This window comes from Peptacetobacter hominis (assembly GCF_006861675.1).
Classification (GTDB): domain Bacteria; phylum Bacillota; class Clostridia; order Peptostreptococcales; family Peptostreptococcaceae; genus Peptacetobacter; species Peptacetobacter hominis.
On the sequence record NZ_SGJB01000001.1, the window covers coordinates 104,738 to 125,261 of the forward strand.

Genomic DNA, 20,524 nt, shown 5'->3' on the forward strand with positions numbered 1-20,524 from the left:
TAAAACAGGTATCTGATAATTGTCAGATACCTGTTTTTATTAATGAAATATTTACTTTTGGATACTTTCATATATTGCATTTTCAACTATATTCATAGATTCCGAAAGTTCTTCATCAGATATTATAAGTGGTGGTGCAAGAGTCAGAACATTTCCCTGTGATACCTTGAAACTCAGACCGTTTTCCAGACAGTTATACAGTATTTTTTCTGCAAGGTCTATATCTTTTTCTTTTGATGCTCTGTCTTTTACAATTTCAATGGCGATAAGTGCACCGACACATCTTATATCTCCTATACATTCAAATTTATCTCTCATTTCATATACTCTTGAAGTCATGAATTTTTCAATTTCGGAAACTCTGTCAAGTATATTATTGTTTTCTATGTATTCGATAAGAGATAATCCGATAGCTGTTCCCAGAGGACTTTTTTCATGAGTGTAATGTCCAAGTGATATTTCACTGCATACATTGTATTTTTCATTGGCTATTACAGCTGACAGTGGATAAAGAGATCCGCCAAGCCCTTTTCCTATGACAAGTATGTCAGGTTCTATGTCGTAATTCTGATAGGCGAACATTTTACCTGTTCTTCCGAATGCTGTAGGTATTTCATCAAATATCAGAGCTACATCGTATCTGTCACATATATCTCTCAGTTTTCTGTAGTATTCCTTTGGTGGAATCTGTACATCTGTACATCTTATGGGTTCCATTATTACTGCACCTATGTCACCTTCGCATCTGCATATATATTCAAGGTAGTCGAGACATTTGAATCCGCAGTCATCGCAGTTTCCAAATGGACATCTGTATGAATTGTACGGCATGATATGCTCTGTTCCTGGTAAAAGAGGTCCTATTCCCTCTCTGAAATGTGCTTCTCCGCCAACTGATATGGAGTCAAGTCCTGCACCGTGAAAAGAATCCCACAGTGATATCGTTTTGAATTTCTTTTTAGCGTATCGTACCATTTTAAGGGCAACTCCTATAGAAGCTGTTCCTGATGGTGTGAATAGAACTCTTTTGTTTCCTCCATTGAGTTCAGATAATTTTTTTGCAAGATTTATTGCTGTCTGATTTGTGTATCTTCTTGGAGAAAATGACAGATTTTCAAGCTGTGTTTTCAGTGCATTTATAAGGTATGGATGATTGTAACCAAGCTGATGAACACTGTTTCCATGAAAATCCATTATTTTTCTTTTGTCCTTTGTGTACAGATATATACCGTCTACGCTTTCGACACAGTCAAGACACGGTGTTGAAAGTGCCTGATGTATAAAATATTTGCTGTCTTCTTCAAGAATTCTGTATGTAGAGTCAGAAATGTTTTTTTTCTGCCACTCAATACGTCTGTCGCTCAGATTTATATCTCCTTCTGTTCTGTTTGCCATAAAATACCTCCTGATTTATATTTGCAGAGTAAATAATATCATATCAGTGTTAAGTAATTTTTAAATAGGAGGATAACAGCGTGTAGATATTTATAATATACGACAATAGAATTTATATGATATAATATAATTTAGAATTTATTGAAGACTAGGTATTTGATGCGGGTACAGATGAGCATTTTTTATTTGAAAGGAAAGGTGATAATATGGGTAACTGGATAGAGATAACTATAAGAACTACAACTGAAGCAGTTGAAGCTATAACTAATATACTTTATGAAAATGGAGCTGCAGGAGCTATGATAGAAGATCCTAGCGATTTCAAATTCCAGAAAAAACATGAGTACGATTGGGACTATGTTGAAGAGGAAGTATTCAAAAAAGGTGAGGACGACTGCGTAAAAATAAAAACATATATATCAGAGGAAAAGAACGTACCAGAGTTTATAGAAAATGTAAAACAGAGAATAGCACTTCTTTCTGAATGTGGTATAGATGCAGGTGAAGGTAGTGTATCTATGGATACAGTAAACGAAGCTGACTGGGCAAATAACTGGAAAAAATACTACAAGCCTACAAAAGTTGGTGAGAAGATAGTAATAAAACCTTCATGGGAAGAATATGAGGCTCAGGATGGAGATATAGTTATAGAACTTGATCCAGGTATGGCTTTTGGAACAGGAACACACGAAACAACAAGTATGTGTATATGCGAACTTGAAAAATATGTAACACCTGATTCAAAGGTATTTGATATAGGTTGCGGAAGTGGAATACTTGCAATAGCAGCTGCAAAATTAGGAGCAAATGATGTAGTAGCAGTGGATCTTGACGAGGTTGCTGTTGAAGTTGCAAAAGAAAATGTAGCAGAAAGTGGAGTTGAGGACAAGGTAACTGTTCTTCACGGAAACCTTACAGATGTCATAAATGACAAAGCTGACGTGGTTGTTGCAAATATAATAGCTGACATAATAAAAATACTTGCAAAAGATGTAAAAACATTTATGAAAGAAGATGCAATATTCATATCTTCAGGAATAATACTTGCAAAAATAGACGAGGTAGTTGAAAGCCTTGAGGAAAACGGACTTGAAATAGTTGAAGTTATAAGAAAAGGCGAATGGTCAGCTATAGTATCAAAAATAAAAAAATAGGAAAATAAATATGGACTGGACGTGGACTATGGATAGATTTTTTGTGGATAAAGCCAGTATAGATACAGAAAACGGAAAATGTACTATAACTGGTGAAGATGTAAAGCATATAACAAAGGTTCTGAGATATAGAGAAGGAGAGAAACTTGAAGTCTGTGATGGAGATGACAATGAATACGTTGCAGAGATAGTTTCTATGTCAAAGGACGAGGTAAATCTCGATATAATAGAAAAAAGAGATATAAAAAGAGAATCTGATATAAGAGTAAGACTTTATCAGGGAATGCCAAAAGGACCAAAGATGGAGTATATACTTCAGAAACTGACAGAGGCAGGAATTGATGAAATAATACTTGTGGATACAAAAAGAAGTGTAGCAAAAGTCGATTCAAAAAAAGAGGGCAAAAAGATAGAGAGATGGGAAAGAATAATGTATGAAGCTGCAAAACAGAGCAAGCGAGGAAGAATACCATCTCTGAAAGCTGTACTTAGTTTCAAAGAGGCACTTGAGGATATGAAAAGAAATGATCTTAATTTATGTCCTTATGAAGATGAGAGAAATATACCTATGATGAAGGAAATAAAAGGAACAGATGCAAAAAAAATAGGTATATTTATAGGGCCTGAAGGTGGTATAGCAGATGAGGAAGTAGCATCTCTGAAGGAAAACGGAGCAAAAGTTGTTACACTTGGACCGAGAATATTCAGAACAGAGACCGCTGGACTTGTGGCTACATCAATAGTTCAGTATGAACTTGGAGATATAGGTAGATTAGAGGAGGAATAGAGTGAAAAAAGTTGCTTTTTATACTCTTGGCTGTAAAGTGAACCAGTATGAAACTGAGGCTATGACGGAGCTTTTCGAGGCTGCTGGTTATGAAGCTGTAAACAGCGAGGAGTATGCAGATGTTTATGTTATAAATACATGTACTGTAACTCATATGAGCGACAGAAAATCGAGACAGTATATAAGAAGAGTAAAAAAGAAAAATCCTGAAGCTGTAATAGCTGTTGTAGGATGTTATTCTCAGGTTGCACCTGAAGAAATACTCGATATAGAGGAAGTAAACCTTGTTATGGGTACAAATGACAGAAGACATATAGTAGAAAAAGTTGAGTCTGTTACTCACAATGATAAAGTGTCTACTGTTGACGATATAATGAAGGTAAAGGAATTTGAAGAAATAGAAATAAGCCAGACAAACGGCAAGACAAGAGCTTTTATGAAGATACAGGACGGATGCGACAGATTCTGTACTTATTGTATAATTCCATATGCAAGAGGTAGAGTAAGAAGCAGGGATCTCGACAATATAGTTGAAGAGGTCAGAAATCTTGCTGAAAATGGATACAAAGAGGTTGTACTTACAGGTATACATGTTGCATCTTATGGAAAAGATATAAAGGATAAAAAAGTAGGTCTTCTTGACGTAATAAAGGCCATAAATGAAATAGACGGTATAGAGAGAATAAGAACAAGTTCTGTTGAGCCTATACTTTTCACAGATGAATTTGTCGAGGCTATATCTTCTATGAAGAAAGTGTGTCCTCATTTCCATCTTTCTCTTCAGAGTGGATGTGATGAGACTCTGAAAAGAATGAACAGAAGGTATACTTCAGGTGAGTATAGAGAGATTGTTGAAAGACTTAGAGAGAAAATGCCGGATGTCGCTATAACTACAGATGTTATAGTAGGTTTCCCTGGAGAGACAAATGACGAGTTTGCAAAGACAAAGAAATTCCTTCAGGATATAGGTCTTGCACAGACTCATATATTCAAATATTCTCCAAGAAAAGGAACTCCAGCTGCGACTATGGAAAATCAGATAGATCCTCAGATGAAACATATGAGAAGTGAACAGCTTATATCTCTTGGCAAAGAGAATTTCAGAAAGTTTGCTGAGAAATTTGTCGGATCTGAGATGGAAGTTCTGTTTGAGGAAATGAACAAGGATGGAAATTACGAGGGACTTACAACAAATTATATAAGAGTTGAAGTTCCATCAGAAAAAGATATATCAGGAGAGATACTGAAAGTAAAAATAACTGAGGTTAAAAATGAATCAGTAAAAGGAATTCTTGCCTAGTATATAGAAATAATATAGATAAGGTATTATAAATTGACAGTGTATACTGCTTATATAAAAATAGACTACGAGGTGATGAAAATGGATTGTATATTCTGTAAAATAGCTAATGGGGAAATACCTTCAACAAAGGTTTATGAAGATGATAAGGTACTTGCATTCAACGATCTTAATCCGGTTGCTCCATATCATATACTTGTAATACCAAAAAAACATTATGAAAGTATAATCGATGTTCCAGACGAAGAAATGGATATAATAGCACATATACACTGTGCAATAAATAAAATAGCAGCCGAAAAGGGATTTGACAAAGAAGGATTCAGAATAATAAACAACTGCGGTGAAAATGGAGGACAGGAAGTAAAACACATACACTACCATGTTCTTGCAGGAAAAAAACTTCCTAATTATGAAGCAGAGCAGAAATAATTAAGTATTTGCAGTCTGTGTAAAAAGAATGTAAAAAATTATGCAATTTGAGTTGTAAAAACACTTGATAAATGAATAAAATTAGTTTATACTAGATTAAGTGTTAGGTTTGTAATCCTTAACAGTTGTTACAGTCCCAGCATAATTGCGCTATCGAGGGGAGGGAAAAAGAATGTCAGAAGTTAGAGTAAGAGAAAACGAATCATTAGACAGTGCTTTAAGAAGATTTAAACGTCAGTGTGCTATGTCTGGCATAATGTCAGAAGTTAGAAAAAGAGAGCACTACGACAAACCAAGTGTTAAACGTAAGAAAAAAGCTGAAGCAGCTAGAAGAAAAAACGCTAAAAGATAGTAGCAAAAATTAAGCAAAGAGGTGAGGGGAAATGTCCCTTAAACAGAAGTTACAGGAAGATCTTAAAACTTCAATGAAAAATAAGGATACAGTCAGAAAATCTGTTGTTACCTTAATCAGATCTTCAATAAAGCAGATAGAAGTTGATAAACGCATCGAACTGAACGATGATGATATTATTGATATAATATCAAAACAGTTAAAACAGCGCAATGACAGTTTAGAGCAATTTCTTGATGCCGGAAGGGAAGATTTAGTTGAAGAAACTAGATCAGAAATAGAAATTTTAAAAGAGTACCTACCTCAGCAGTTAAGCGAAGAAGAGCTAAATGAGATTGTAAAACAGACTATATCTGAAGTAGGAGCAACTTCTATGAAAGATATGGGAAAAATAATGTCAGCTATAATGCCTAAAGTAAAAGGTAGAGCAGACGGAAAACTAATTAATAAATTAGTTAAGGAAAACTTACAATAATAATGTATATAATGGCCTGGATGTATGTCCAGGCTTTTAAACGTTTATCGGGAATAATTAAAAATATACAGACTTCAAAAAAATATTTCCAATTGTACAAAATATTTAATTTGTTCAATTGGAAATATTTTTTTCTGAATAAAAGAACGATTATAATACTTAACTCACATATTTTCATAATAACACAAAATTCAAAAAATTAAAAGACTTCAATTTATTCTAAAACCATAGTATTATATAACTAAGCTAAAAAGACATAAACATCAAAAAAATAAATCAAAAGAAAACGTTTATGTTGGCTTACGAAGGGAGAGGGTTTTATGAAAGTTACAGTATCTGCAAGACATATGAAGTTAACAGACGGTATAAAAGGATACACAGAGGAGAAACTAAAAAGACTGGGAAAATACCTTGATCCTGATACAGAAGTTAGAGTAACAGTCAGTGCAAAGAAAGACAGTCAGAAAGTAGAAATAACTATACCAAACGTAAATGGACGTACTATAAGAGTTGAAGAAGAGCAGGAAAATTTATATCCAGCAATAGATATGGTATGTGATACATTAAGTAGACAGATAGTTAAATACAAAACTAAATTCAAAACAAGAGTTCCTGGAAACTTCTCTATAAGATATGAAGGAATAGAAGAATTAGCTCAGGAATTAGATTATGAACCAGAAGAACCAGAAATGGTAATAGAAAGAAGAAAGAAATTTGCTCTTAAACCTATGAGCCCAGAAGAAGCTATACTTCAGATGGATTTAGTTGGACATGATTTCTATATGTTCAGAGATCGGGACAGCTTTGAAATCTGCGTTGTATATAAGAGAAAAGAAGGCGGATATGGTTTAATAGAACATGAAGAATAGATTATATAAGGGACTATCAGAAGATAGTCCCTTTTTTATTATTCAAAAGGATATATAACATTCCAGCTTTTTCTAAGAGTATCCATATACTTCATCACAGTAAGTGTAAGTTTATGATTTACAGATTCGGATTCTTTTTTACCTTTTGATATATCATTTATACATTTTTCCACTTCATATTCAAATCCTGTAATCTGATTTGAAAAATCTACAGTTTCTATACACTCTCCGTTTTTGAATATATCAGCTTTCTGAGGATTGTTTATATTATCTATAAATACATATCCATCTGATCCGTATATATATCCAGGATTTGAACTGTCTGAAAGAATGGTAGCCTGAAGTGTTGCAGATTTGCCGCTTTTCCAGTTCATTATTATAGAGTCCACCGCGTCAACACCTGATTCAAGATAAGTACATTTTCCAAATATATCTTCTATATCATTTCCGAACAGCATCATGGCAAGATGTATAGGATAAATACCTATATCAAGAAGTGCACCGCCGGCACATTCCGGTGAATTTATTCTTTTGACATCTCTTATATTGTATCCTATATTTGCAGTTAATGATTCAAGTGAACCGATTATTCCACTTTGTTCAAGACCTGCAAAGAAGTCTGCAGACGGCATAAATCTTGTCCACATAGCCTCTGATACAAATACATTATATTCTTTTGCAATATCAAAAACTTCTTTTGCCTGGCTGTAGTTAACAGTAAATGGTTTTTCAACTAGAATATTTTTACCGTTTTTTATACACAAAATAGCGTGTTCATAGTGCATAGTATGTATAGTAGCAATATATATAAGGTCTATGTCATTGTCCTTTGCAAGAGATTCATAGTCGCCATAGAATTTTTTTATATTGTATTTTTCGGCAAAAGCTTCGGCTTTTTCTAATGATGAGGCACCTATAGCATAAAGCTCTACATCATCTCTGTTCATAAGATTTATAGTTTCAGCCATTTTTCCGGCTATAAAACCAGATCCTAAAATACCTATTTTCATAAAATACCTCCCTAAAAAATGAATTATATTGAGTAAGTCAGATTAAATTAGTGCCAAATATCTTTTAATTATTTGAAATTTTTAGTTTTGACATATTTAATATGGGTATAGTTTATAATAACATAAATAATGGAGGTATATAATAATGAAAAAAACAGCTTTAATGAATCTGTCTTATGGATTATACACAATCGGAACACTTAAATACGGAAGAAAGGTAGGATGTATAGTTAATACAGTATTTCAGGTAACTTCAGAACCGGCTACTATATGTGTTAGTATGAACAAAAATAACTTTACACATGATTGTATAAAAGAAAACGGCAAGTTCAGTGTTTCTATACTTTCTGAGGAAACAAATCCTGCTGTTATCAGTTCTTTTGGATTCTCTTCATCAAAGGACAAGGAAAAATATGAAGGATTCAAATACGAATATGTTTCAAAAATGCCTGTAGTTATGGAAAATATGTGCGGATATTTAATATGTGAAGTGATATCATTTGTAGATGCAGGAACTCACAGCCTTATACTTGCAAAAGTTGTAGAATCTGATGTAACAAGTGATTACAAGCCAATGACTTATGAGTATTATCATAGAGTAGTAAAAGGAAAAGCTCCTAAAAATGCACCTACTTATGTAAAAGAAGATAATTCAGAAGAAAAATCAGCTCCAGCAGCGAAAAAATATTACTGTGATGTATGCGGATATGAATACGATGGAGATATAACAAAAGAACCGGATGACTATGTATGTCCTCTATGTAAAATGGACAAATCACACTTCAAACCAGTAATAGAGGAAGAACCAGCGGAAGATCTAAAATACTACTGTGATGTATGTGGATATGAGTATGTGGGAGATATAACAAAAGAATCTGATGATTATGTATGTCCTCTATGCGGAATGGATAAGTCACATTTCCACAAAGTAGAAGATAAGAAAGAAGAAAAGGTTGAAGAACCAGCAGAGGATTTAAAATACTACTGCGATGTATGTGGATATGAGTATGTGGGAGATATAACAAAAGAATCTGATGATTATGTATGTCCTCTATGCGGAATGGATAAGTCACATTTCCACAAAGTAGAAGATAAGAAAGAAGAAAAGGTTGAAGAACCAGCAGAGGATTTAAAATACTACTGCGATGTATGTGGATATGAGTATGTGGGAGATATAACAAAAGAATCTGATGATTATGTATGTCCTCTATGCGGAATGGATAAATCACATTTCCACAAAGTAGAAGATAAGAAAGAAGAAAAGGTTGAAGAACCAGTGGAAGATTTAAAATACTACTGTGATGTATGTGGATATGAATATGTAGGAGATATAACAAAAGAGCCAGATGACTATGTATGTCCTCTATGTGCAGTAGACAAATCACATTTCCACAAGGTAGAAGATAAAAAAGAGGAAAAAGTAGAAGAAACAGCTTCTGAGGAAGTTTATTACTGTGATGTATGTGGATATGAGTATGTAGGAGATATAACAAAAGAGCCGGATGACTATGTATGTCCTCTATGTGCAGTAGATAAATCACATTTCATAAAGAAATAAATAGTATAGAATAATTGTAAAATTTATATATTTTTAAGATAGGAGATGATAAGTCTCCTATTTTTTTATAATTATAAATGGTATAATATATAATGTAGAAGTATAAATATGGAGTTTTGTCCATATAAACAGGAGGAAGTAGTTTGATAATACAGAAAAAATTTTTAATCTCAGAACCGGAGTTTGAAAGAGAGCTTTTCGGAAATTTTGATGAGAATATAAAACTTATAGAAAGTACCCTTAATATAGATGTGACTCTAAGAGAGGGAAATATTATACTTATAGGAGACGAGAAAAATGTTGATGCTGCACTTAGTCTTATGAATGAACTTCATGCTACAGTATCAAACGGCAAAAAGCTGGATAAGCAGTCTATAATGTATTCTCTTTCTCTGCTTATGGAGGGAGAAGAAAACAGAATACAGGAGCTTGAAGGCACAATAGTTCTTACTAAAAAAGGAACGCCGGTACAGCCAAAGACAATAGGACAGAAAGAATATGTAAAACTTATAGAGGACAATGACATAACATTTGGAATAGGTCCGGCAGGTACAGGAAAAACATATCTGGCTGTTGCAATGGCAGTAAAGGCATTTAAAAGAGATGAAGTGAACAGAATTATTCTTACAAGACCGGCAGTTGAAGCCGGAGAAAGTCTTGGATATTTACCTGGAGATCTTCAGGAAAAGATAGATCCATATCTTAGACCGCTATACGATGCACTTTTCGAGATGCTTGGTGGAGATAAGGTAAATAAATATATAGAAAGAGGAATAATAGAGGTTGCTCCTCTTGCATTTATGAGAGGTAGAACTCTTGACAATTCATTTATAATACTTGATGAGGCACAGAATACCACTCCAGAACAGATGAAGATGTTTCTGACAAGACTTGGATTCGGGTCAAAGGCGGTAATAACAGGAGATGTTACACAGACAGACCTTCCTTCAAGCAAGAAAAGTGGTCTTGTACAGGCTACATACATTCTGAAGGATGTAAAAGGAATAGGTATCAAGGAACTTACAGATAGAGACGTTGTAAGACATGAGCTTGTTCAGAGAATAATCAAGGCTTATGATAAGTATGACAAGAGAGAAGCATACAAAAGAGAGCAGAAAGAAGAAAGAAAAAGAAACAGCAAAAGATAGTTAAAAAGCTATATATCAGAATAATAACTAAAAAGAAACAATAAATAAGCAGGTGAATTTTATGAGATTTATATTTGATGACAGACAGGACAAAATAGAATTAAGTGATGAGCTTTATGAAAAAATAGAAGATATTGTTTTGGAAGTACTTGACTACGAAGGATATGACGATGATTATGATATAAGTATATCTTTTGTTGACAACAAAGAAATACATGAACTTAACAAACAGTTCAGAGGCGTTGATAGAGCTACAGATGTACTTTCATTTCCAATGCTTTCAGATGAATTTGAAGATGTAGAATATGAGGAACAGTCACTGGGAGATATAGTTGTATCTCTTGAGAGAGCTCTTGAGCAGAGTGTTGAATATGGACATAGTTTTGAAAGAGAGGTATGTTTCCTTGTATGCCACAGTATGTTCCATTTACTTGGATACGATCACGATACAGAAGAAAATACAAAGGAAATGAGAGAAAAGGAAGAGGCAGTTCTTGCAAAACTTAATATTACAAGGGAGTAGTCGAATATGGATGAAAACGGAAAAAAGAAAAAAAGAAAGCAGAATATAATAAAATCCTTCAATGCGGCAATAGAGGGTATAATATATACGTTCAAGTCAGAAAGAAATATGAAAATACATTATCTGATTTCATTTGCCGTATTGGTGATAAGTCTTTTCTTTAAACTATCAAGACTGGAGTTTATAATGCTTTTGACTTCGATAACTGTAGTAGTTGTTGCGGAAATGTTCAATACAGCAGTTGAAAAAACTGTAGACCTTGTAACATCTGAATACCACGAACTTGCAAAGATAGCAAAAGATGTGGCAGCGGGAGCAGTTCTTGTAGCAGCCCTCAATTCAGTTGTGGTTGGATATATAATTTTTTATGATAAGCTGACACAGCTTTCCGGATATCTTATATATTCGATAAGAGAATCGGAACTTCATATAACTCTTATATGTATAGTTCTGGTACTTATTGCCGTTGTTGTCGCAAAGGCACTTACAGATACAGGAACTCCTATGCAGGGAGGTATGCCAAGTGGTCATTCGGCACTTGCATTTGCAATTGCCACTGCAATAACTCTTATGACAGAGAGGGTTGAAGCATCAACTCTTGCGTACATAATGGCGGTACTGGTGGCACAGAGCAGGATTGAAGGAAAGATTCATACATTCTGGGAAACTATAGCAGGAGGTGCACTAGGAGCATTAATTGCAATACGGGTATTTCAGCTCGGTTTGTTCTACTAGAAAAATGGAAATTGAAGCTGAATATGTGGTATAATAAACTTTAACACAAAATGATACAGTTTAAGGATTAGGAGAATAAATATGTTCAAATCAGGATTTGTCAGTATAGTAGGTAGACCAAATGTAGGTAAATCTACTCTAATGAATAATGTAGTCGGAGAAAAAATAGCTATAATGAGTGATAAGCCTCAGACTACAAGAAATACAATTCAGGCTGTCTATACAGATGAAGAGGCACAGATAATATTCCTTGATACACCGGGAATACATAAGCCGAAAAATAAGCTTGGAGAAATAATGGTAAAAGCTGCAACAGATGCATTCAGCAATGTTGAGATGATACTTTTTGTTGTAGACAGTTCAAAAAATATAGGTCCGGGAGACAGAAGAATAATAGAGGAACTTAGAGGTTCAAAAACTCCTGTAGTTCTTGTTATAAACAAGATAGACCAGATAGCAGATAAAGACGAACTTTTTGATATAATAAAAATGTACGACAAAGAAGGCGTATTCAGTGAAATAGTTCCAATATCTGCACTTAAAGGAAAAAATATAGAAACACTTGTTGAAGTTATCAAAAAAGGTCTTGAAGAAGGGCCAAAATATTTCCCTGATTATATGATAACAGATCAGCCGGAGAGAGTTCTTATAGCGGAACTTATAAGAGAAAAAGTTCTTCATTATGTTGATGATGAGGTTCCTCATGGAGTTGCGGTTGAGATAGAAAGAATGAGAAAAAGGGAAAACAGAGATATAATAGACGTATCAGCAGTTATATACTGCGAAAGAGATTCCCACAAGGGAATAATAATAGGAAAAGGCGGAAGAAAATTAAAAGGAATAGGAAAATCCGCAAGACAGGATATAGAACTTCTGCTTGGTTCACAGATAAACCTTCAGCTTTGGGTAAAAGTAAAGGAAAACTGGAGAAACCTGCAGAATTATATAAACAATTTCGGTCTTAATGACAATAAATAATACGACTGAAAAATATATTAAAAAGGTGGAAAAAAATGGACAGGACACGGGAAACATCGCAGGATTTGCTCGAAGAGGTCAAATCGCTAATAGAAAATCATAAATACTTTGAACTTAGAGAACTTCTTGAGGAATATCACATAATAGATATATTTGATATTATGGAATCTCTTGAAGATGAGGATATGCAGATAAAACTTTTTGAAGTACTGCCAAGTGATATGGCAGCATCAATTCTCGAAGAAAGTGGAGTTGAATTTTTCAGTAATATGATATCAAAGCTTGAGATAGAGCATGCAAAGAATATTCTTGAATGTATGTCTCTTGGAGATATGGCTGATATACTTAATGAACTTGAAGAGGATGAGAGATTAAAGATAATAGATTATCTTAATCCAGAAGATGCTGCAGCTGTAAAGGAACTTCTTTTCTATGAAGATGATACAGCAGGTGGTACAATGACAAAAGGATATATTTCAATAAACAAACATATGACAGCACTTGAGGCTATAGAACATATGAGAGAAGAGGCTGAAGATGCTGAGACAATATATTATATATATGTTGTCGACGATGATGGAAAACTTGTTGGAGTATTATCTTTGAGAGAGCTTATAGTAGCAAGAAATGACTCTATAATAGAGGATCTTATGATTGAAAATCTTGTATCCGTATATGATTATGAGGATAGAGAGGAAGCTGTAAGACTTGTATCAAAATACAATCTTGTTGCAATACCTGTAATAGATAAGGAAAATAAACTTAGAGGTATAATAAAGGTAGACGATATAATAGATGTTATGGAAGAAGAGGCAAATGAGGATATGTATAAACTTGCCGGAAGTTCAGAACATGAAATGGATGTAGCAGAGGACGAAAAATCAACTCTTCTTCAGCAGATAACTTCTTCACTTAGAGGGCGTCTTCCATGGCTTATACTTTCTCTGGCAGGTGGAGTGGTTGCATCTCTTATACTTACAAAATTTGAGGTTATAGGGGATTCAAAATTTGTTCAGCTTTTATTCTTCCTTCCTTTAATAATAGGAATGGGTGGAAATACAGGAAGTCAGGCCTCTTCAGTTACAGTAATAACACTTTCAAACAGAGATGTTGAAAGAAAGGATATTATAAAGGAATTCTGTGTAGGGCTTATAGGCGGAGTAATATGTTCTTTGATTTCGGCTATACTGATATATCTGATGTACAGAGATATGGATGTTACACTGATAGTTTCTATAACACTTCTTCTTAACATGGTTATAGGTGCTATTGTAGGTGTTTTAATGCCTCTTTTCATCAGAAAAATTGATTCTGACCCTGCGATAATATCGACTCCTGTAATATCAATGTTTCTTGATATTATAGGAATATGTATATACTATGGAACTGCCATTCTTATGCTTAAACTTATATAGATAAAAAGAAGGAAATCCTATGGGAAATATAAATACAATAAGTACTCAGGGAGTTGTACTGAGAACGGCAGGATATTCTGAAAATGATGTCGTGCTTACAATGTATACCAGAGGTCTTGGAAAAGTAACAGCAATAGCAAAAGGTGCTAAAAGAAACAGATCGCCTTTTACAGCATCTTCCCAGCTGTTTTCATTCAGTGAATTCGTGCTGAAAAAACAGAGGGGGATGTATAGAGTAATACAGGCGGATATAATCAAAAGTTTCTATGATATATCTTATGATCTGGATGCATTTTCATATGCTTCATATATATCAAGACTTGTTGAAAATTCAAGTCTTGAAAACCAGACAAATCACAGACTTTTCAATATGCTTGTAAAGACTCTGTATCTTCTTTCTGAAAAAGGTACAGACAAAGAATTTATAACAGCGGCATTTGAACTTAAGTTTTCAGATTATATGGGGATATGTCCCGTTGTGGATGTATGCAGTTTATGTGGAGACGATACAGGAAACTATTCTATATTCAATATAGAAGAAGGTGGAATGGTGTGCAAAAGATGTGCAGGAAACCTTCAAAATAATATAATTCTTGATGTAACCACAAAAAAACTTATGAAATATATACTTGAAAATGATATAGAAACAGTTAGCAGAGCAAAAGTGAATAGGATTCTTACAAAAGAGCTGTCAAAGCTTATGAAAAAATATATGACAGCTTATATGAGCAATCTGAATCTTAAATCACTTAATATACTTTATGATTTAAATCATTATAAAAAGGGAGCTGATTAGCATGAGCAACACAATAACAATAGAAATGGTAGATCAGGTAATGGAAAGAGTACCTTATGCGACATACAAGGAAGTGAAGGAAGCTCTTGTAAAATCTGAAGGAGATGTACTTGATGCAATTATACTTCTTGAAGAAGAAACATACGCATCAAAAGCAAAGAAAAAGGTTGAAGATATATTCGGAAAAAGCAAAGAGGATATAAAGGATGCCAGGGAAAATGCTGAAAAAGCTATTCCAAAGGATATAAATGAAATAAAGGCTCAGCTTAAAGAACTTTTTTCAAAAACAAATCAGATAAGAGTAATAGTTGAAAAAGATGGTAAATCAATGATGAATATACCATTTACTATAGGAGTTATGGGAACTGCCATAATGCCTATGATAACACTTCTTGGGCTATCAGCGGCTCTTATAACAAAATACAGAGTAAAAATACAGAATGAGTCAGATGGTAACATAGTCGACCTGGGAGAACTTAATGAAGAAAAAGTAAAAATACTTAAGGATATATTCCTTAATACAGCAAACGATATAAAAGAGACATTTGCTGCAAAAGAGGAAGAGGAAGACGATAAGGATGTTACAGATGACTTAATGAAAGAATATGATGAGGTTAATGAAGAAAAATAGTATAAAATACTGATATTCTTTATTTTACTTAATCTATATAATGTCAGTAAGTTGACAATCATGTTTTAATCTGATATGCTTAAAACATATGAAAGTATTGTAAAATAGCCTTTCGTGTATCTGCGAGAGGCTATATATCTATAGGAGGGATTTTTATGAATTTTCAGGAGATGATTCTTGCTTTACAGAACTACTGGTCTAAGCAGGGATGTATCATAACACAGCCGTATGACGTTGAAAAAGGTGCGGGAACTATGAACCCTAATACATTTTTAAGATCTTTAGGGCCAGAACCATGGAAGGTATGTTATGTGGAACCTTCAAGAAGACCTGCAGACGGAAGATACGGAGAAAATCCAAACAGACTTTATCAGCATCATCAGTTCCAGGTTATACTTAAGCCTTCTCCAGCTGATATACAGGATTTATATCTTGACAGTTTAAAGGTTATAGGAATAGATCCTCTTGAGCACGATATAAGATTTGTTGAAGATAACTGGGAAGGAGCAACTGTCGGAGCATGGGGACTTGGTTGGGAAGTATGGCTTGATGGTATGGAAATAACTCAGTTTACTTACTTCCAGCAGGTAGGAAACCAGGAATGCGAGCTTGAGACAGGAGAAATAACTTACGGTCTTGAGAGAATAGCAATGTATCTTCAGAATGTAGACAGTGTTTACGATCTGAAATGGAATGATGAGATAACTTACGGAGAGGTATTCCAGAAACAGGAATATGAAAACTCTGTATATTCATTTGATGAATGTAATGCGGAACTTCTTTTCCATCTTTTCGATGAATATGAAAAAGAGGCTTTAAAACTTATGGATAAAGGACTTGTTGTTCCTTCTTATGATTATGTATTAAAATGCTCTCACACATTCAACACTCTTGATGCAAGAGGAGCAATAGGAGTAAGCCAGAGAGCATCATTTATAGCTAGAGTAAGAAATATGGCTAAAGTAATAGCTGAAACATATATAAAACAGAGAGAAGAAATGGGATTCCCTCTATTAAAAAAGGAAGGTGACAAATAATGAACAACTACCTTTTATTCGAAGTCGGCGTTGAGGAAATGCCTTCAAGATTTGTTGCAAGTACTTTAAAACAGATAAAGGAAAGCGCAGAATCAATGCTTAATGAAAAAAGAGTTAAGTTTGACAATATAAAAACATATGCAACACCAAGAAGACTTACTTTTATAATAGAAGGACTTGCTGAGAAGCAGGAAAATCTTGAAGAAGAAGTAAAAGGACCTTCAAAGAAAATATCTCTTGATGCAGATGGAAACTTTACTAAGCCAGCTCTTGGATTTATGAAGAGCAAGGGACTTAATCCTGAAGATATATACTTCAAACAGGCTGGAAAAGACGAATACCTTTTTGCAACAATAAGAGAAGAAGGTGCTGAAACATCTGAAGTATTAAAAGAAATACTTCCTCTTGCAGTAAAATCAGTTGTATTCCCTAAGGCAATGCACTGGGCAGGAAAAGATATAAGATTCGTAAGACCTATAAGATGGCTTGTAGCTCTTCTTAACGATGAGGTTCTTCCTGTAGATTTAGAGGGAATAATAGCTTCAAATGTTACAAAAGGACATAGATTCCTTGGAGCAAAAGAAATAACTGTAAACTCAGTTGAAGACTATATGACAAAACTAAGAGAAAACTTTGTAATACTTGATCAGGCTGAAAGAAAAGAAATGATAGTAAAACAGGCTGAAGAAGTAGCAGCATCTCTTGGTGGAAAAGTAATAATGGATCCGGATCTTCTTGATGAGGTTACTTGTATAGTAGAATATCCAACAGCATTCTATGGAGAATTTGATAAAGAATACCTAAAACTTCCTAAAAAGGTTGTAATAACTCCAATGCAGGAACACCAGAGATACTTCCCTGTAGAGGATGGATGTGGAAATCTTCTTCCAAACTTCATAGCAGTAAGAAATGGTAACAGCCATGGAATAGAGAATGTAAAAGCTGGAAACGAAAAAGTTCTTGAAGCAAGACTTGCCGATGCTTTATTCTTCTATAGAGAAGACCAGAAGAGAGATATAAACTACTTCAAGGAAAGATTAAAAACTGTAGTATTCCAGGCTAAACTTGGAACTATATACGATAAATCTGAAAGACTTGAAAAACTTGCGGGAAGTATAGCTGACATGCTTGGATGCGCAGATGAAAAAGCTGATATAGTAAAAGCTGCAGGTATATGTAAGGCAGACCTTGTAACAAACATGGTATTCGAGTTTGATGAACTTCAGGGTTACATGGGAATGGAGTATGCTAAACTTGATGGAGAAAAAGAAGAAGTTGCAAAAGCTATATACGAACACTATATGCCTAGATTTGCAGGTGACGAGCTTCCATCATCTATACACGGTTCAGTTCTTTCAATAGCTGACAAACTTGATTCAGTTGCAGGATTCTTCGCTATAGGAATACAGCCAACAGGATCTCAGGACCCATATGCTCTTAGAAGACAGGCACTTGGAATAATAAACATACTTATGGAAAACAAACTTACTATAGATATAAGAAAAGCAGCTGAATATGCTCTTGATAACTATACTGAGATTGAATTTGATAAAGAAAAAGTTGTATCTGAGATAATGGATTTCTTTGCAGAGAGAATCAAAAACTCTTTCAGAGATATGGGAATAAGATACGACGTTGTAGATGCTGTACTTAACTCAGATGTAAGCGATATATACGACATGCATAAGAGAGCATCTGAACTTAACGAGTGGATAAACAAAGATGAGCTTGTAGAAATGCTTACTGCATTCAACAGGGTATCAACTTTAGCTGAAAAAGCTGAGGGAACTTGTGTAGACGAAAATCTTCTTAAAGAAGCTCCTGAAAAAGAACTTTATGAAGCATTCAAGTCAGTTAAAACAGAGGTTGAAGTATATCTTGATGCAAAAGAATACGGTAAAGCTCTTGATTCATTCGCATCTTTAAGACCTGCCGTTGACAACATGTTTGATAATGTAATGGTAATGGATAAGGATGAAGCATTAAAGAACAACAGATTAAATATGCTTAAGAATATATCTGATACTATGCTTAAAATATGCGATCTTAACAAAATAGAATATAAGTAAAATCTCTATTATATGACTGCCTGATGAATGTCAGGCAGTTTTTTTGTCAACAAAATAAATAGATTTAATCTATGAATATATAGTAATAAACTATAAACGGTATACAGTTATATAAACTATAATGTATATAGCATATTTTAGGAATGGGAGAGATATAATGCAGATAAATAAGAGATTAAAACAGTTTGGAGTAATAGCTGTAATAGTATTTCTTGTAATTTTATATAAAAAATATCTTAGTGGAATAGGTGTTGAAGATATAAGAATATGGGTAGATGGATTTGGAATTTTTGCACCTATTGCCTATATGGTACTTTTTGCCTTACTTCCTATAGCTTTTTTTCCTGTACCTGTCCTTGCAGTTGCAGGTGGGATAGTATTTGGACTTTTAAAAGGAACTGTTTTTACACTTATAGGAGCGTGGCTTAACAGTGCAATCATGTTTGTAATGGCAAAATTCTTTGCAAGAGAAATGGTTCTTAATTTTCTAAAGAAAAGACTGCCGGAAAAATGGTGGAATAAATTTATAGAAGCAGATGACAAAAGCTCTTTTTTTGTTATATTTGTAATGAGGCTTATACCAGCCATACCATATAATGTAATAAATTATGCAGCAGGACTTTCCGGAATAAGCTTCAGAAATTATATACTGGCTACTATGATAGGGATTTTCCCTGGAACTTTGGTGTTTATAAATATAGGAGACAAGGCATCGGATATATCAGATCCAAAATTTATAATATCTATAGCTCTTCTTGTAATATTAACTGTTGTTTCACTGATACTTGCAAAAAGAATAAATTCAGAAAAAGATATACGGGATGGAGATAAATAATATGAATAAATACAAAGAGAAAATGGAAAAAATGGTTTCTGATTGTATAGAATGCGGTCTATGTACAAGGAACTGTTTATTTTTAGATAAATATAATATTAATTTAAGAGAATTTTCCACAAGAGAAGATATAGCATACCATTGTTTTTTATGTGGAGAATGCAAAAGAGTATGTCCAAAGAATATAGACGGCAGACAAATAGCTCTAGAGATGAGAAAAAAGCTGGTTGAAGATAATTCAGGTAAAATACCGGAAAAAGGCTATTCAATGCTTGTTATGGAAAAGAAGGATTATATATTTAAAAATTACGGAAAAGCAAAAGGAGATACAGTATTATTTCCCGGTTGCAATTTTCCGTCATTCTATCCCGAAGCAACTGATAAAATAGAAAAACTATTGGAATCATATGGTATAGGTGTTGTATATGATTGCTGTGGAAAACCTATATCAGAACTTGGAATGAAAACGGAATCTGATAAAATTATAGAAAATATAAACTACAATCTTGATAGAATAGGTATAAGACGAATAGTGACAATGTGTCCGAACTGCTATTATTTTTTAAAAGACAGGATAAATGCTGAAGTAATAAGTATATACTCTCTTCTTTCAGAGCTTGGAATAGGAAAAAATATCGATATGGAAAATAAATCGTTATTCATACCTTGTCCGGATAGAGACAACCGGGAAATAATTGATAGTTTCTCATGTTTCATAAACGATACTAATAAAATAAAAATTATAAAATCTCAATGCTGTGGTCTTGGCGGATGTGCAGGGGGAAAAGAATCAGATATATCTAAGAAGTTTGCGGATGAAGCAATAAAAAATTCTGAAGAAGAGATGCTTGTATACTGTGCATCATGTGCAGGAAACTTCAGCAGAAATGGCCATAATAATGTAAAACATATTCTAAATGAGATACTGGAAATAGAAGAAAATCCAGAAAAAAGTATGAAGAGTATATTCAATAGAATGAAAAAGAAATTATAAATTATTTAATATAGAATAGATATTATCTATT

Annotated in this window: 21 protein-coding genes; 19 read left to right on the forward strand and 2 right to left on the reverse strand. The window is 33.8% G+C overall.

All coding sequences use genetic code 11. From position 1 onward, the window contains the following. Positions 1–51 precede the first annotated feature (51 nt). Positions 52–1,395 (reverse strand): aspartate aminotransferase family protein, encoded by a 1,344-nt coding sequence (locus EXD82_RS00470; protein WP_142534949.1) that lies wholly within the window; start codon positions 1,393–1,395, stop codon positions 52–54. 206 nt (positions 1,396–1,601) lie between these two features. On the opposite strand from EXD82_RS00470, the gene prmA reads away from it, so the two are divergent. From prmA to hpf, 7 genes are all read left to right on the forward strand, one after another. After that, positions 1,602–2,549, forward strand: a complete 948-nt coding sequence (gene prmA / locus EXD82_RS00475) for a 50S ribosomal protein L11 methyltransferase (RefSeq protein ID WP_142534950.1) — start codon at positions 1,602–1,604, stop codon at positions 2,547–2,549. Positions 2,550–2,577: 28 nt separating this feature from the next. Further along, a complete protein-coding gene (locus EXD82_RS00480; protein WP_142534951.1) occupies positions 2,578–3,336 on the forward strand; it encodes a 16S rRNA (uracil(1498)-N(3))-methyltransferase in 759 nt (252 codons plus the stop codon). A 1-nt stretch (position 3,337) separates the two neighbouring features. Continuing rightward, positions 3,338–4,636 (forward strand): tRNA (N(6)-L-threonylcarbamoyladenosine(37)-C(2))-methylthiotransferase MtaB, encoded by a 1,299-nt coding sequence (mtaB, locus tag EXD82_RS00485; RefSeq protein WP_142534952.1) that lies wholly within the window; start codon positions 3,338–3,340, stop codon positions 4,634–4,636. A gap of 81 nt (positions 4,637–4,717) precedes the next feature. Then, the gene (locus EXD82_RS00490; RefSeq protein WP_142534953.1) at positions 4,718–5,068 is read left to right on the forward strand and encodes a histidine triad nucleotide-binding protein; all 351 of its coding nucleotides are present in this window, start codon (positions 4,718–4,720) and stop codon (positions 5,066–5,068) included. A 172-nt stretch (positions 5,069–5,240) separates the two neighbouring features. Continuing rightward, a complete protein-coding gene (gene rpsU, locus EXD82_RS00495) occupies positions 5,241–5,420 on the forward strand; it encodes a 30S ribosomal protein S21 (RefSeq protein ID WP_002844447.1) in 180 nt (59 codons plus the stop codon). Between the two features lie 31 nt (positions 5,421–5,451). Continuing rightward, complete coding sequence (locus tag EXD82_RS00500) at positions 5,452–5,895, forward strand: GatB/YqeY domain-containing protein (protein ID WP_142534954.1); 444 nt, start codon at positions 5,452–5,454, stop codon at positions 5,893–5,895. A 320-nt stretch (positions 5,896–6,215) separates the two neighbouring features. Then, positions 6,216–6,764, forward strand: a complete 549-nt coding sequence (gene hpf / locus EXD82_RS00505; protein WP_142534955.1) for a ribosome hibernation-promoting factor, HPF/YfiA family — start codon at positions 6,216–6,218, stop codon at positions 6,762–6,764. Between the two features lie 38 nt (positions 6,765–6,802). Here hpf and EXD82_RS00510 read toward each other — a convergent pair whose 3' ends face one another. Then, positions 6,803–7,774: a Gfo/Idh/MocA family protein gene (locus tag EXD82_RS00510; protein ID WP_142534956.1), complete on the reverse strand. Its 972-nt coding sequence runs from the start codon at positions 7,772–7,774 to the stop codon at positions 6,803–6,805. A gap of 145 nt (positions 7,775–7,919) precedes the next feature. Between EXD82_RS00510 and EXD82_RS10370 the strand changes: the two genes are divergently transcribed. From EXD82_RS10370 to EXD82_RS00575, 12 genes are all read left to right on the forward strand, one after another. Next, a complete protein-coding gene (locus EXD82_RS10370; RefSeq protein WP_246081975.1) occupies positions 7,920–9,332 on the forward strand; it encodes a flavin reductase in 1,413 nt (470 codons plus the stop codon). A 143-nt stretch (positions 9,333–9,475) separates the two neighbouring features. Beyond that, complete coding sequence (locus tag EXD82_RS00525) at positions 9,476–10,480, forward strand: PhoH family protein (RefSeq protein ID WP_142534957.1); 1,005 nt, start codon at positions 9,476–9,478, stop codon at positions 10,478–10,480. Between the two features lie 61 nt (positions 10,481–10,541). Further along, entirely contained in the window at positions 10,542–11,003 is a 462-nt protein-coding gene (ybeY, locus tag EXD82_RS00530) for an rRNA maturation RNase YbeY (protein WP_142534958.1), read from the forward strand. 6 nt (positions 11,004–11,009) lie between these two features. Then, positions 11,010–11,738: a diacylglycerol kinase gene (locus tag EXD82_RS00535; RefSeq protein ID WP_142534959.1), complete on the forward strand. Its 729-nt coding sequence runs from the start codon at positions 11,010–11,012 to the stop codon at positions 11,736–11,738. A gap of 81 nt (positions 11,739–11,819) precedes the next feature. Beyond that, a complete protein-coding gene (era, locus tag EXD82_RS00540) occupies positions 11,820–12,716 on the forward strand; it encodes a GTPase Era (protein WP_142534960.1) in 897 nt (298 codons plus the stop codon). Positions 12,717–12,751: 35 nt separating this feature from the next. Next, a complete protein-coding gene (gene mgtE, locus EXD82_RS00545) occupies positions 12,752–14,131 on the forward strand; it encodes a magnesium transporter (RefSeq protein WP_142534961.1) in 1,380 nt (459 codons plus the stop codon). Between the two features lie 19 nt (positions 14,132–14,150). After that, a complete protein-coding gene (gene recO, locus EXD82_RS00550) occupies positions 14,151–14,927 on the forward strand; it encodes a DNA repair protein RecO (RefSeq protein WP_142534962.1) in 777 nt (258 codons plus the stop codon). A gap of 1 nt (position 14,928) precedes the next feature. Continuing rightward, a complete protein-coding gene (locus EXD82_RS00555; protein ID WP_142534963.1) occupies positions 14,929–15,558 on the forward strand; it encodes a DUF4342 domain-containing protein in 630 nt (209 codons plus the stop codon). Positions 15,559–15,713: 155 nt separating this feature from the next. Continuing rightward, the gene (gene glyQ, locus EXD82_RS00560) at positions 15,714–16,595 is read left to right on the forward strand and encodes a glycine--tRNA ligase subunit alpha (protein ID WP_142534964.1); all 882 of its coding nucleotides are present in this window, start codon (positions 15,714–15,716) and stop codon (positions 16,593–16,595) included. Beyond that, entirely contained in the window at positions 16,595–18,664 is a 2,070-nt protein-coding gene (glyS, locus tag EXD82_RS00565; RefSeq protein ID WP_142534965.1) for a glycine--tRNA ligase subunit beta, read from the forward strand. The genes glyQ and glyS overlap by 1 nt, the downstream gene beginning before the upstream one ends. A gap of 157 nt (positions 18,665–18,821) precedes the next feature. Then, a complete protein-coding gene (locus EXD82_RS00570) occupies positions 18,822–19,499 on the forward strand; it encodes a TVP38/TMEM64 family protein (RefSeq protein WP_142534966.1) in 678 nt (225 codons plus the stop codon). Position 19,500: 1 nt separating this feature from the next. Continuing rightward, positions 19,501–20,493, forward strand: coding sequence for a (Fe-S)-binding protein (locus EXD82_RS00575; RefSeq protein ID WP_246081976.1), 993 nt, complete (start codon positions 19,501–19,503; stop codon positions 20,491–20,493). Positions 20,494–20,524: the final 31 nt, after the last annotated feature.